Below are 12,599 nucleotides of genomic sequence, written 5' to 3' on the forward strand. Positions count from 1 at the left end.
CCTAGACGTCCTCCAACAATTTTTCTGCCGTTTTTTCATCCGTAATCAGGATGTCGACATATTTTCCTTTAAGCGCGGCACGAATCGCGCGCACTTTGCCGTCACCACCGGCAGCGGCGATGACATTCTTTGATTTATTCAGGGATTCGAGGCGCGCACCGATCACGCGTTGATGCAGCGACAGATCAAGCACATCACCATTGTCATCGAAAAACTGACACAGGATGTCACCGACAGCCCCCTTGCGGCGCAAAGGTTCAACCTCGGCCGGGGTGACATATCCGCTGCGCACAACGGTCGACTCGTTATTCAATTCGCCAATACCGACCAGCTGATAGGCCGCATTCAGCGCCATTTCCAGAACATTGGAAATGCCCGGTTCGCCCATAAGGGCGGCTGCAACCGCATCCTCGGACACAACAAGTGGCGCGGGCAAAAGATGCACGCTGCTGCCCCAGTTTGCCGTGCGCATACCATCAACATAGGTCGCGACCCCGCCGGTAAGGCTGACCAGCGACACATTGCGTTCATTGGCCATATGACCAATGCGCTGGATGGTGTGACTGACAGTCGCCCCCCAACCAACAGCAAGCAGGTCATCATTACCAAGGCGCTGCATCAGAAACTGTGCTGCCGCCTGACCAAGGCGTTCATTCAGATCGCCATTTTCAAGATGGGGAACCACCCGAACTTCGCGCAGGCCCCAGGCATCCTGAAGGCGCTGTTCATGTTCAAGGCATCCCTGATAACGGGAATTGATTCGCACCTGAATGATGCCGGTGCGGCGACCACTTTCAAGCAAACGGGAAACCTTGATCCGCGAAAGACCAAGCTTTTCGCCGATCTCGCCCTGGGTCATGCCATCGTTATAGTAGTACCACGCAATACGGGTTAGAGTTTCCTCCTCCGCATCCGCATAACTCCAGTCGTTTGCATCCGACGCCATATTTCCAGTCCCTGAATTTTCTGTATCGCTGTTCATTTGATTATCTATGAAACAAATGATCACGTCAACAGATCCGCGCACAGCGTAAAATTGCAGCCTCCCATACTGCAATGCGGCATGGATATCGCCATTTATCCCTAAATATACTGATCTTCATTCGAAAATCATGGTTATTGACGAATTTGGAATCATGTGATCAAATGTTTTTCATAAAAACAAATGAACAGGCTCCCAGGGATGGAACAGAATACAACACCCCGGATCGCGGTCCGCGTCGCCGACATATGGAAATCCTATGGCGGGACACCGGTTCTTAAGGGGATCAACATCGAATTGCTTGCCGGACAGGTTCATGCCCTTCTGGGCGGGAACGGTGCGGGCAAATCCACCTTGATGAAAACAATTGCCGGGCTGGTGGATGCCGATCAGGGCAGTGTTGAAATCAACGAACAGACACTGGGCACTGCGTCACCGTCAGCTGCCCAGTCGCTTGGTCTGTATCTGGTTCCGCAGGAAGCGCATATTCTTCCGAACCAGTCCGTGCTTGAAAACATCTGCCTTGGCCTGAAAGCCAAGCCGCGCGCCCTTCGCGCCGAGGCCGAAGCCCTACTGCGCGATCTTGCGGTGTCGCTTGATCTTGATGCGCAGGCCGCCACCCTTGAAATTGCCGACCGCCAGATTGTCGAAATCATGCGCGGACTTATTCGCAAGGCCAGCGTACTGATCCTTGATGAACCGACATCGGCCCTGACCCCGCACGAAGCCAACGCCCTGTTTGATCGCGTCCGTCAGCTCAAGGCGCAAGGTGTCGGGATCTTCTTCATTTCGCACAAACTGCGTGAAATCCGCGAAATTTGCAGCGTGATCAGCGTCCTGCGCGATGGTGCGATTGTCCTTTCCGGCCCGCTTTCCGATTATGACGACAATCAGATCGTCGAAGCCATGACCAAAACCGTGCAGTCCGCCCAGCCGGTGAAACGCACGGAAAACAACATCGATTTCAGGACCCGCGACGTGGTTCTTGAAATCGACCGTTTCAGCGGCGAAGGATTCCGCGACATTTCCTTTAATGTACGGGCTGGTGAAATTGTCGGTCTGGCCGGTGTTGTTGGTGCGGGTCGGTCGGAACTGGCCGAAACCCTGTTTGGACTACGCCCGGCACGCAGCGGCAATCTTAATCTTCTGGGCACGCCGCTCACCAAACGCTCCCCGCGTGATTGCGTTGATGCCGGTCTGGTTTACCTTCCAGAAGACCGTCAGCAAAACGGCCTGTTTCTTGAGGCATCTCTTGCCTGGAACATGTCGGGATATACCATGCACCGTCTTGGTTTCTTCCCGAAACGCAAGGACGAGACATCGGCCTTTGACACGTTCCGTCAAAGTCTTGGCATCAAGTGCGAAGGCGAAGGTCAGCAAGCCGGTCGCCTGTCGGGCGGCAATCAGCAAAAAGTTCTTTTGTCAAAATGCCTTGCCGCCGATCCGCGGGTTCTGATCCTTGATGAGCCAACCCGTGGCGTTGATGTTGCCGCACGCAACGACATTTACCGGCTTATTCGCGAATTGGCCGCCAAGGGATTGGGCGTGGTTCTGATTTCGTCGGACTTTGACGAAATCGAACAACTTGCCGATCGGGTTGTCGTCATGGCCCATGGCCTGCAATGCGGTGCGCTCGAACGTGACGCGGTGACGGTTGATGCCATTGCCCATCTTGCCTTTGAATCCGGGAGCCCGGCACATGCTTGATTTTTTCGCACGTAATCGCGTGGCGACCCTGTGTGCTGTCACCATTCTTGCTTTTCTTCTGATCGGGGCGGTGGCACCGGGATATCTGTCGCTGTCGACCGCATCGGTCGTGATGTCCAACAGCCTTGTTCTGATGTCGGTCGCACTGGGCACCATGCTGGTGATCCTGACCCGCAACATCGATGTTTCAAGCGGTTCTGTGCTGGGACTGAGTGCCGTGGTGCTTGGCATGATGCTCAATGACGGGCACAGCCTGGGCCTTGCGATTGCCGCCTGCCTGTTAACCGGGGCGGTTGCCGGACTGATCAATGGCCTGCTTGTCACCATGCTGAATGTGCCGTCGATCATCGCAACCCTTGGCACCCTTGGCCTGTTTCGCGGTGTGATGCTGATTTTGACCGGCGGCAACTGGATCGAAGAACTTCCGCTGTCGCTTAAGGCATTGGCAGATAACGGCGCCGTCGGGTTTTCGGTTCTGACCGTCATTGTCATTGCATCCCTGATCGTGGTTGGCCTGTTTGTCCGCCAAACCCGTTTCGGACGCTATTTCTATGCCGTGGGCGATAACCGCGAAGCCGCCCGCCATCTTGGCATTCCGGTCAAACTGGTGCAGATCGCGGCCTTTGTTGCGGCCGGCGTTCTGGCCGCAATCGCCGGCATGATCTTCGCCGCCCAGATCGGCTTTATCCCCAATCAGGCCGGTAACGGGCTGGAGCTGAAAGCCATTGCTGCAAACGTTCTGGGTGGTGTCAGCCTTCTTGGCGGCAGCGGCACGGTTCCGGGCATTTTTGTCGGCGTCATTTTCCTGACCTCGATCGACAGTGCGCTGGTTTTCCTGAAAATCCCGGCCTTCTGGAACGATTTCATTGCCGGTGCGGTGTTGCTTTTGGTGTTGCTGCTTGATGGTCGTGTGCGCATGGCCGTTGATCGCGCCATCCGCGCCAAGCGCTATGCGGTACATCACCACACCAACCCCGACCAGCCAACCGCGTCCAGCCCCGAAACCATGTCCAAACCCCGCACCCAGGAGGCAGGTGAATAATGAAACGTTATCTTCTGCGTTGGGAAACTGCCCTTCTGGCCATGCTGGTCGCCGAGTTTGCGATCTTTGGCATGATCAATCCGCGTTTTCTGAACCTGTCTAACCTGCTTTACAGCACCAGCGACTTTGCCCAGATCGGGATTGTCGCCCTGCCTTTGACCATCGTGATTATTGCTGGCGGGATTGATGTATCATTTGCTTCTGCAGTTGGTCTTTGCGCCATTGTCTTTGGTATTGCCAACTTCTTTGGCATGCCGTTGCCGGTATCGATTCTGGCATCGCTTGCGGCGGGTGCGGCGGCCGGCCTGTTTAATGCCACCGTCATTCATGTGTCCCGCATTCAGCCACTTGTTGTAACGCTTGGCAGCTTGTACCTGTTTGGCGGTGCGGCGACCGTGCTTTCGGGTGTTGTCGGGGCAAGCGGTTATGAGGGGATCGGCAACTTCCCCGATGCCTTTACCGCCTTTGCCTATTTCGAACTGGGTGGTTTGCCCGCCCCGTTCCTGGTCCTGCTGGTCGAAGCGGCAATCCTGTTTGTTGTTTTGCATTATTCGCGCTTTGGCCGGTCGGTATTTATGTGCGGACTAAGCGAACATGCCGCCCGTTATAGCGGCCTTCCGATCAAAACCATTCAAACCATCACCTATGTCATGACCGGTGTCTTTGCCGCGATTGCCGGACTTGTTCTGTCATCCTATTTCGGATCGGCACGTGTGGACCTGGGCACCGCGACATTGCTGCCTGCGATCACCGCAGCGGTCCTTGGTGGTGCATCCATTTACGGCGGTCAGGGGTCGATCATCGGCACCCTTCTGGCCACCCTTGTCATCGGTTATTTGCAGCAGGGCCTGCAAATGAGCGGTGTCCCCAGCCAGATTTCCAGCGCGCTCTCAGGTGCGTTGCTGGTCGTTGCGGTCGCATTGCGCCACGGAAGCGCCGTGCTGGCCGATTTTGTCGCTGCGCGAATAATGGCGATGAACCGGAAACGCGCAGCATCATAAGGAGGAAGAAATGTCAGGAAGAACGTTAAAACTGATGTCAGCCGCGGCCTTTGCCGGCTCGCTTCTGGCAGCAGCACCGGCATTTGCCGAAAACCAGATCGCCTTCATTCCGAAACTTGTCGGTGTCGGCTTCTTTACCAGTGGCGGCAATGGTGCCACCACCGCTGGCAAGGAACTGGGAATTGATGTGACCTATGATGGCCCGACCGAACCAAGCGTTTCCGGCCAGGTCCAGTTCGTGAACAACTTCGTGAACCAGGGTTACAACTCGATCATTCTGTCGTCGGTTTCCCCGGATGGTCTGTGCCCGGCCCTGCAGCGCGCCATGAAGCGCGACGTTCTGGTCATGACCTGGGACAGTGATGTCAAACCGGAATGCCGTTCGTACTATATCAACCAGGGAACCCCGGAACAGCTCGGCGGTCTTCTTGTCGATATGGCAAATGACGGCGTGAAAAAGGAAAAGGCAAAAGTCGCCTTCTTCTATTCCAGCCCGACCGTGACCGACCAGAATGCCTGGGCCAATGCCGCCAAGGCCAAAATTGCTGCTGAACATCCGGGCTGGGAAATCGTTACCACCCAGTATGGCTATAACGATGCGCAGAAATCCCTTCAGACAGCCGAAAGCATCCTGAAAGCCTATCCGGATCTTGATGCCATCATCGCCCCGGATGCCAACGCCCTTCCGGCATCGGCACAGGCGGCTGAAAACCTTGATCGCGCTGGCAAGGTAACCATTGTCGGCTTCTCGACCCCGAACGTGATGCGTCCTTACGTCAAACGCGGCACGGTTGAGCGTTTCGGCCTTTGGGACGTCACCGAACAGGGCAAAATTTCGGTCTTTGTTGCCAACCACGTTCTTGATAACGGCCCGATGAATGTTGGCGACAAGCTCGACATTCCGGGTGTCGGCACCGTCGAAGTTTCCCCGAACAGTGTTCAGGGTTACGAGTACGAAGCCGAAGGTAACGGCATCATCCTGCTGCCGCACCGCACCGTCTTTACCAAAGACAATATCGACAATTTCGATTTCTGATCTTTGGCACCACGGGTACGGCGATCCTGGGGGTTTGCCGTACCCGGATTTCTTCAGACCAGCTCCCCCTTGTTAACGCTACGGATTTTTTGATGGAAAACCTTTGGAACGATAACGACGCCGCGCGCTATGCCAACCAGGCCCGCGAAGCCGGCCAGCCCGAGGCTCTTGGCCTGCGCGTTTATACCTCGCGCATCATTGGTCAGGTCGCCGATCTTGTCCTGCATGGCGGTGGCAATACATCGGTCAAGGTTACCGATACCAACGGCGACGCCATCATGCATGTCAAAGGCAGCGGCTGGGACCTTGAAACCATCGAAGCCCCCGGCTTGCCGGCGGTGAAGCTCGCCCCGCTTCATGCCGCACGCAAAAGCAAAAAGCTTTCCGATCCTGAAATGGTCGCACTTCTGCGCAGCAACCTGCTTGATCCGTCCGCCCCGAACCCGTCGGTCGAAGCATTGCTGCATGCCTATCTTCCGTTTGATTTCGTCGACCATACCCATTCCACGGCCGTCCTCGCGCTCGCCAACCAGGACCATTCCGAAGAAATCATGCGGGAAATCTATGGTGATCGCCTTGCATTCCTGCCCTATGTCATGCCGGGTTATGATCTTTCGATTGCCGGTGCGGATCTGTTTGACCAGTTCCCGAATTGCGAAGGTCTGTGGCTTAAGAACCATGGCCTGTTCACCTTTGGCGATACCGCCAAACAATCCTATGACCGCATGATTGATTTCGTCACCGATGCCGAAAACTATCTGAGCGCCAAGGGCATTGCCCTGCCCGGTCCGGAAAGCTCGGACCGCGACATTGATCCGGCGCTGGCGAAGAATATTGAAGCCGTTTTGCGCGCTGATAACTCCCCCTTTGCCAGCGGAATTACCCTTGATTTCCGCAGCACCCCCTCGATCCGGCGTTATCTTGAAAACGATAACCTTGAAACCATTGCCGCACGTGGCACGGCAACGCCCGATCACGTGATCCGCATCAAGCCGTTCCCGCTGATTATTGGCGCCAATGCAGGCATTGATGACATCGCCGCTGCACTGGCTGATTTCAAAAGCCGATATGCGGCCTATTTCGAACGCAATGCCCCGAATGCCAGTGAACCGAAAGTCATGCTTGATGCTTGGCCGCGCATGGTTCTGGTCAAGGGTGCCGGCCTGATCGGGCTTGGTGCCAATGACAAGGCCGCGCGCATTGCCGGTGACCTTGGCGAACAGACCGCACGCATCATCAATGCCGCCGAAGAAGTCGGCACCTTCGCCCCGATCAACGAAGCCGATCTGTTCGACATGGAATACTGGTCGCTTGAACAGGCGAAACTCCAGAAGAAATAACTCCCTGTTGTTCCAGTGCTTTTCACTCCCCCACTTGGCATTGGAACAACCGCAAGCTCAACTCGCCCCTGTCTTTGACAGGGGTTTCTTTTTGCTTGCTCGACATTGGGTAGCTGGCGACTTACTGTTCTTTTGCCACCAGCAAAGGAACCTGCCCCATGCCGTCACTTGCCGAGATCGGGCTGTATTTGCCCGGAATATTGCTATCCTATGCCGCCCTTCTGGTCGGATTGATCAGCCCCGGCCCTGCTCTTTTGGGCCTGATGGGGGTATCGCTTGAACAGGGACGCTTCGCCGGACAGCGTTTTGCACTGGGCATTGGAACCGGGTCGTTTTCCATCGGGCTTTTGACCCTGACCGGGTTGTCGGCGGTTCTTGCCGCCTATGCCGATGCCATGACCGCCATTCGCATTTTTGGCGGCCTGTATTTGCTGTGGATGTCCTATCGGGCGTTTCGTACCGCCTTTCGCAAGGCGCCATCTGCCGATCCACAAGGGACAGACAACGCGACCGATGGCACGTCACCACGCCAGATTTCCGGACGCGGATATTATTTCCGCGGACTTGCGCTTCATCTGACCAACCCCAAAGCCATCCTGACCTGGATTGCGATCATTTCGATCGGCTTTCACCAGGGCGCCCCGTTATGGGTTGGCGCAGCCATCGTGATCGGATGCGGCATGATTTCGACCAGCATCCATTTGCTTTATGCCACCGCCTTTTCGACGGCCCCGGCCATATCGATCTATCGGCGGGCAGCCAACTGGATCAACGGGGTGCTGGGCGTATTTTTTGCCGTGGTTGGATTGCGGCTACTGGTCAATCGCTGATTGGCGGGGGATCGGCCAGTTCGGCCTTGGTCAGCCGACGGGTCGTCACCCCGTTTTTAAGATCAAGCCAACCCGAAAAGATCGTCAGCCAAACAGCAATCAGCATGACATAGGCAATCTGCTGATCCATCACCCAAAGCGTGGCCGCGGCAAAAGCACACCAGATCAGCGGCACCGGCAACAGCAACCAGCGCCACGTGCCGCGCGCCATCAGAACAAACCCCAATGTGCCCAGTGCTGTCGGATCGGCTGCACTGCCAAACAGCTCCGCCTGTATCAGATCACGCCCTTCAAGCAGCCCGACAAAAGGATAGATCACGATTGCCACAACCATGATCGCGGCCCCGACATAAGATGTCAGATCCCCGCGCCAGCCAAACCGCAACGGCAACGGACGGGCGGCAAAAACCAAAAGCAACAGAACCTCGATCACAAAGCCCGGCAGGATATAGGCCACCGCCCAGTTGATCGGTTGATAATATTGCCAGACAAAGCCATAGCTGGCCCAAGCCCAGATCAGCGACAGCAAAACAAGGATCACCCGGTTGCCGCGATGGCCATGGCGCATCGCCATGCCAGCCGCCACCAGACCGGCAACAAAGGCCGCCAGTACCGCCATCCACCACACGCTGTTCATGGTTTCAAACAAACGGTAATAAACACGCGGCGAAAACAGCAGAAAATCCGCCAGTCCGTAATCCCACCATTCGGTCATGCCAGCTTTCCCATATCCTGTTTCCTAGATCAGAACGCCAATGACCGCTGCGATCTGTTCGCGCATCTTGTCATCGGGCAAACGTCCGGTTGCTGCGCGCATGTTTTCCGCCGCATGGGCCGGGTTGGTCGTGGCCGGGATCGGACAGGTCACGGACGGATGGGCAATCAGATATTTCAAAATCAGCTGTGCCCAGCTTTCCACTTCAAGCTCGGCGGCAAATTCCGGCAAAGGTTCACCTTCGAGCTGATCAAGAAGACTGCCACCGCGAAACGGGCGATTGACGATGACGGCAATGCCCCGGTCATAGGCCAGCGGCAGCAAATATTCCTCGACCTTGCGGTCGACCGGGTTGTATGTCACCTGAACGAAATCAAGCCGTTCGTTTTTCATCACCGCAATCAGGTCTTCGGTCCGCCGCCCGTGGGATGTCGTCACCCCGACATAGCGCAACTGCCCTTCATTCTTCAGACGGAAAAGAAGCGGCAGATTGTCATTGATGCCCAAAAGATTATGGACCTGCAAAAGGTCAAATTTTCGGGTGTTCCAGCGTTTGCGTGTTTCGGAAATCTGATCAAGCCCGTCCCCGGACGTCCAGACCTTGTCGGTTGAAAATACCCGGTCATGGGCACCCAGTTTATCAAGACAATAACCGATAACCTCCTGGGCCGATCCATACATAGGCGAACTGTCGATCATCCGCCCGCCGGCATTGAAAAACGCCGATACCACATCCGCGCACTGATCACGCAGGGCCATGTCATTGCCGACATTGAACGTGATCCAACTGCCAAGTCCGACCGCCGGAATTGCTTCGCCGGTGGACGGCACCTGTTTGCGGATAATGTCGGGCACATCCTTGCGCAGGGCGCCATGCGCCACACCGGGCATCAAGGCCCCCAAAGATGCCGACAGGCCAAGCGCACCGGCCCCTTGCATAAATCTGCGACGGTCAATTTCAGACATGAAAGACGTTGCCTTCCTGTTGGGTCCAATCCGTTCCGAACCATGATCCAACATGAATTGGGCAGAAATCTGCCCATGCGCAACCTTTGGCATTTATTGCCCGACTGTTGCCCGCCCAAACAAAAAGGCCGCAAGCACATTGCTTGCGGCCTTTTGTGATTTAAAGCTCGGATATGCCTTATACGCGCTTCCAGCTTGTACCATCCTTGAAGTCTTCAAGGATGATGCCGCGCGCCAGAAGATCATCACGGATCTTGTCAGCAGTTGCGAAATCCTTGTTCTTCTTGGCGTCCGCACGCTGGGCAATCAGGCCTTCGATCTCGGCGGCCTCATCCGCATCGGCAGAACCGGTAAACCAGGCTTCCGGATCACCTTCAAGAATACCAAGCAGCTTGGCCGCGGCCAGGATTTCGCCCTTGGCCTCGGCGCGTTCATACTTGGTTTCCGCCTTGTTGAAACGGGTCACAAGGTTATGGAACTCGGCAATCGCAAGCGGCGTATTAAGATCATCACACAGCGCCTCAAGAACCGCACGCGGCACCGGCACATTTTCCGGGGTCACGTCCGCACTTTGACGAAGGGCGGTATAGAAACGATCAAGTGCCTCTTTGGCCTGGCGCAGGTTATCTTCCGTCCAGTTGATCGGCTGATGATAATGGGTGCCCATCATCGCCAGACGGATGGCTTCGCCCGGCCATTTTTCCAGAAGCTCATGCACGGTGACAAAGTTGCCAAGCGACTTGGACATCTTTTCACCTTCGACCATCAGATGGCCGTTATGCATCCAGTATTTGGCATAGCTCGAACCCTTGTTCGCGCAGCAGCTTTGCGCCAGTTCGTTTTCATGGTGCGGAAACACCAGATCAGAACCCCCGCCATGGATGTCAAAGTTTTCACCGAGATAACGGGTCGACATGGCCGAGCATTCAATATGCCAGCCCGGACGACCACGCCCCCACGGGCTGTCCCAGCCCGGAATGTCATCTTCGGACGGTTTCCACAGAACAAAGTCCGCCGGGTCCTGTTTATAGGGGGCGACTTCAACGCGGGCACCGGCAATCATTTCCTTGCGATCGCGACGTGACAATTTGCCATAGTCGTCAAACTTGCTGACAGAAAACAGAACGTGGCCTTCGGCGGCATAGGCAAAGCCCTGCTCGATCAGGCTTTCGCACATGGCGATCATTTCGGCGATATGTTCGGTCGCACGCGGTTCGATATCGGGCTTGGCGGCATTAAGCGCGCCCATATCATCAAGATAAGCCTGATGCGTGCGTTTGGTGATTTCGGAAATCGGCTCGCCGCTTTCCTTGGCACGGGCATTGATCTTGTCGTCAACGTCGGTGACGTTCCGGACATAGGTTACCTTGGGATAGATATGGCGCAGAACGCGCACCAGCGTATCAAACACCACCACCGGGCGCGCATTGCCGACATGGGCATAGTCGTAAACGGTCGGGCCGCAGACATAAAGGCGCACGTGATCGGGATCGATCGGCTCGAACACCTGCTTTTCGCGGGTCAGCGTGTCATAGATACGAAGGGTCTTGGTCATGTCAAAATTGTCCGTTTGGCTGTATTGGCGATTGAATGCGGGCATTTCCGGCGATCAAAGCAGATGCTCAGACCGCCTTCCCACACAACCGCGCACGCGCCTTTTCAGACCCGATCAGAACCAGCATCGCCGACATTTCCGGGCCATGTTCACGCGCGGTCAACGCCTTGCGAAGCGGCATGAAAAGCTGTTTGCCCTTACGGCCCGTCGCCTCCTTGAGCGCCCCGGTCCAGGTTTTCCAGCTGGTTGCGTCAAGCTCACCTTCAGGCAGCATATCGGCCGCCTGTTTGACGAACTCGGCATCCTCGGCATCGATTTCCGGGATCACGGTCTGATGAATAACGTCCCACCATTCCAGGGCCTCGGCCACGCGCCAGCAATTGCCGCGCACCGCATTCCAGAACATCTCGTTGGCATCATTCATGCCCGCCGCAACCAGTTTCGGCTGCGCGGTTTCAAACGGCATGTCATGGATGACTTTTTCGTTCAGGCTGGCCAGTTCGGCCGGATCGAATTTCGGCGTCGAACGGCCGTAATGATCCAGATCGAATTTATCAAGAACCTGGGTCAGGCTGGCCGGTTCGATTTTATCAGACGCCCCAAGACCGGTCAGAAGACCGACAAGGGCTTCGACCTCGAACCCGTCATTGCGCAATTCACGCAGTGACAAACTGCCCAGACGTTTGGAAAGCTGCGAACCACCCGGCCCCGCCAAAAGCGGCATATGGGCAAATTCAAGCGCACCCGGCTTACCGCCAAGGGCAAGATACAGCAAAATCTGCGACACGGTGTTGGTCACGTGATCTTCGCCGCGAATGATGTGGGTAACCCCCATTTCAAGGTCATCCACCACCGAGCCCAGCATATAAAGCAGCGATCCGTCTTCGCGGATCAAGACCGGATCCGACACATGTTCGGTGTCAAATGAGCAAATCCCGCGCGTCAGATCGTCCCATTCAACCATGCCGTCGGTCAGAAGGAAACGCCAGTGCGGCTTGCGGCCTTCGGCTTCGAGCGCCTTGATCTCGTCAGCCGACAGGGTCAGCGCCTTGCGGTCATAGATGAAAGGCTGGTGACGCTGGCGGGCGGCCTTGCGTTTCCAGTTCAGTTCACCTTCGGTTTCATAGCACGGATAAAGCAATTCACGCTTTTTCAGGTCGGCAATTGCCGCATCATATTTGTCCTGACGAAGCGACTGGCGTTCTTCGCGGTCCCAGTCAATGCCAAGCCATTCCAGATCTTCACGGATGGCATCAACATATTCATCCTTGGAACGCTCCGGATCGGTATCGTCAAAGCGCAGAATGAATTGGCCACCCGATTTACGGGCATAAAGCCAGTTCATCATGGCAACGCGGGCATTACCAACATGGAGAAGCCCGGTCGGGCTGGGGGCAAATCGAAGGACAGGTTTTGTCATATCTA

11 protein-coding genes are annotated in these 12,599 nt (G+C 56.0%); 6 read left to right on the top strand and 5 right to left on the bottom strand.

Going from position 1 to position 12,599, the window contains the following annotated elements:
• Position 1 precedes the first annotated feature (1 nt).
• Positions 2–946, bottom strand: a complete 945-nt coding sequence (locus tag CU041_RS19225; RefSeq protein ID WP_101248104.1) for a sugar-binding transcriptional regulator — start codon at positions 944–946, stop codon at positions 2–4.
• Between the two features lie 237 nt (positions 947–1,183).
• Between CU041_RS19225 and lsrA the strand changes: the two genes are divergently transcribed.
• From lsrA to CU041_RS19255, 6 genes are all read left to right on the top strand, one after another.
• Positions 1,184–2,689: an autoinducer 2 ABC transporter ATP-binding protein LsrA gene (gene lsrA / locus CU041_RS19230; RefSeq protein WP_101248105.1), complete on the top strand. Its 1,506-nt coding sequence runs from the start codon at positions 1,184–1,186 to the stop codon at positions 2,687–2,689.
• The gene (gene lsrC, locus CU041_RS19235) at positions 2,682–3,731 is read left to right on the top strand and encodes an autoinducer 2 ABC transporter permease LsrC (RefSeq protein ID WP_101248106.1); all 1,050 of its coding nucleotides are present in this window, start codon (positions 2,682–2,684) and stop codon (positions 3,729–3,731) included. Before lsrA ends, lsrC begins: the two co-directional genes overlap by 8 nt.
• Complete coding sequence (locus tag CU041_RS19240; RefSeq protein WP_101248107.1) at positions 3,731–4,732, top strand: ABC transporter permease subunit; 1,002 nt, start codon at positions 3,731–3,733, stop codon at positions 4,730–4,732. The genes lsrC and CU041_RS19240 overlap by 1 nt, the downstream gene beginning before the upstream one ends.
• 10 nt (positions 4,733–4,742) lie before the next feature.
• The gene (gene lsrB, locus CU041_RS19245; protein ID WP_101248108.1) at positions 4,743–5,768 is read left to right on the top strand and encodes an autoinducer 2 ABC transporter substrate-binding protein LsrB; all 1,026 of its coding nucleotides are present in this window, start codon (positions 4,743–4,745) and stop codon (positions 5,766–5,768) included.
• Between the two features lie 92 nt (positions 5,769–5,860).
• Positions 5,861–7,108: a class II aldolase gene (locus CU041_RS19250; RefSeq protein ID WP_101248109.1), complete on the top strand. Its 1,248-nt coding sequence runs from the start codon at positions 5,861–5,863 to the stop codon at positions 7,106–7,108.
• 158 nt (positions 7,109–7,266) lie between these two features.
• Positions 7,267–7,938 carry a LysE family translocator gene (locus CU041_RS19255; protein WP_101248110.1) on the top strand — a complete coding sequence of 224 codons (672 nt, stop codon included), beginning with the start codon at positions 7,267–7,269 and terminating at the stop codon, positions 7,936–7,938.
• Here the strand turns inward: CU041_RS19255 and CU041_RS19260 are convergent.
• The 4 genes from CU041_RS19260 to gltX form a co-directional block, all read right to left on the bottom strand.
• Complete coding sequence (locus CU041_RS19260) at positions 7,928–8,653, bottom strand: DUF6064 family protein (RefSeq protein ID WP_101248111.1); 726 nt, start codon at positions 8,651–8,653, stop codon at positions 7,928–7,930. The two genes, CU041_RS19255 and CU041_RS19260, sit on opposite strands and share 11 nt — an antisense overlap.
• A gap of 24 nt (positions 8,654–8,677) precedes the next feature.
• The gene (locus CU041_RS19265) at positions 8,678–9,619 is read right to left on the bottom strand and encodes an aldo/keto reductase (RefSeq protein WP_101248181.1); all 942 of its coding nucleotides are present in this window, start codon (positions 9,617–9,619) and stop codon (positions 8,678–8,680) included.
• A gap of 178 nt (positions 9,620–9,797) precedes the next feature.
• Positions 9,798–11,174: a cysteine--tRNA ligase gene (gene cysS, locus CU041_RS19270; RefSeq protein ID WP_101248182.1), complete on the bottom strand. Its 1,377-nt coding sequence runs from the start codon at positions 11,172–11,174 to the stop codon at positions 9,798–9,800.
• A gap of 67 nt (positions 11,175–11,241) precedes the next feature.
• Positions 11,242–12,594 carry a glutamate--tRNA ligase gene (gltX, locus tag CU041_RS19275; protein ID WP_101248112.1) on the bottom strand — a complete coding sequence of 451 codons (1,353 nt, stop codon included), beginning with the start codon at positions 12,592–12,594 and terminating at the stop codon, positions 11,242–11,244.
• Positions 12,595–12,599 lie beyond the last annotated feature (5 nt).

The organism is Thalassospira povalilytica (assembly GCF_002844235.1).
GTDB classification, from domain to species: domain Bacteria; phylum Pseudomonadota; class Alphaproteobacteria; order Rhodospirillales; family Thalassospiraceae; genus Thalassospira; species Thalassospira povalilytica.

Coding starts and splice junctions, on each gene's coding strand:
- CU041_RS19225 (WP_101248104.1), bottom strand. CDS start 946: ATGGCGTCGGATGCAAACGACTGGAGTTATGCGGATGCGGAGGAGGAA.
- lsrA (WP_101248105.1), top strand. CDS start 1,184: ATGGAACAGAATACAACACCCCGGATCGCGGTCCGCGTCGCCGACATA.
- lsrC (WP_101248106.1), top strand. CDS start 2,682: ATGCTTGATTTTTTCGCACGTAATCGCGTGGCGACCCTGTGTGCTGTC.
- CU041_RS19240 (WP_101248107.1), top strand. CDS start 3,731: ATGAAACGTTATCTTCTGCGTTGGGAAACTGCCCTTCTGGCCATGCTG.
- lsrB (WP_101248108.1), top strand. CDS start 4,743: ATGTCAGGAAGAACGTTAAAACTGATGTCAGCCGCGGCCTTTGCCGGC.
- CU041_RS19250 (WP_101248109.1), top strand. CDS start 5,861: ATGGAAAACCTTTGGAACGATAACGACGCCGCGCGCTATGCCAACCAG.
- CU041_RS19255 (WP_101248110.1), top strand. CDS start 7,267: ATGCCGTCACTTGCCGAGATCGGGCTGTATTTGCCCGGAATATTGCTA.
- CU041_RS19260 (WP_101248111.1), bottom strand. CDS start 8,653: ATGACCGAATGGTGGGATTACGGACTGGCGGATTTTCTGCTGTTTTCG.
- CU041_RS19265 (WP_101248181.1), bottom strand. CDS start 9,619: ATGTCTGAAATTGACCGTCGCAGATTTATGCAAGGGGCCGGTGCGCTT.
- cysS (WP_101248182.1), bottom strand. CDS start 11,174: ATGACCAAGACCCTTCGTATCTATGACACGCTGACCCGCGAAAAGCAG.
- gltX (WP_101248112.1), bottom strand. CDS start 12,594: ATGACAAAACCTGTCCTTCGATTTGCCCCCAGCCCGACCGGGCTTCTC.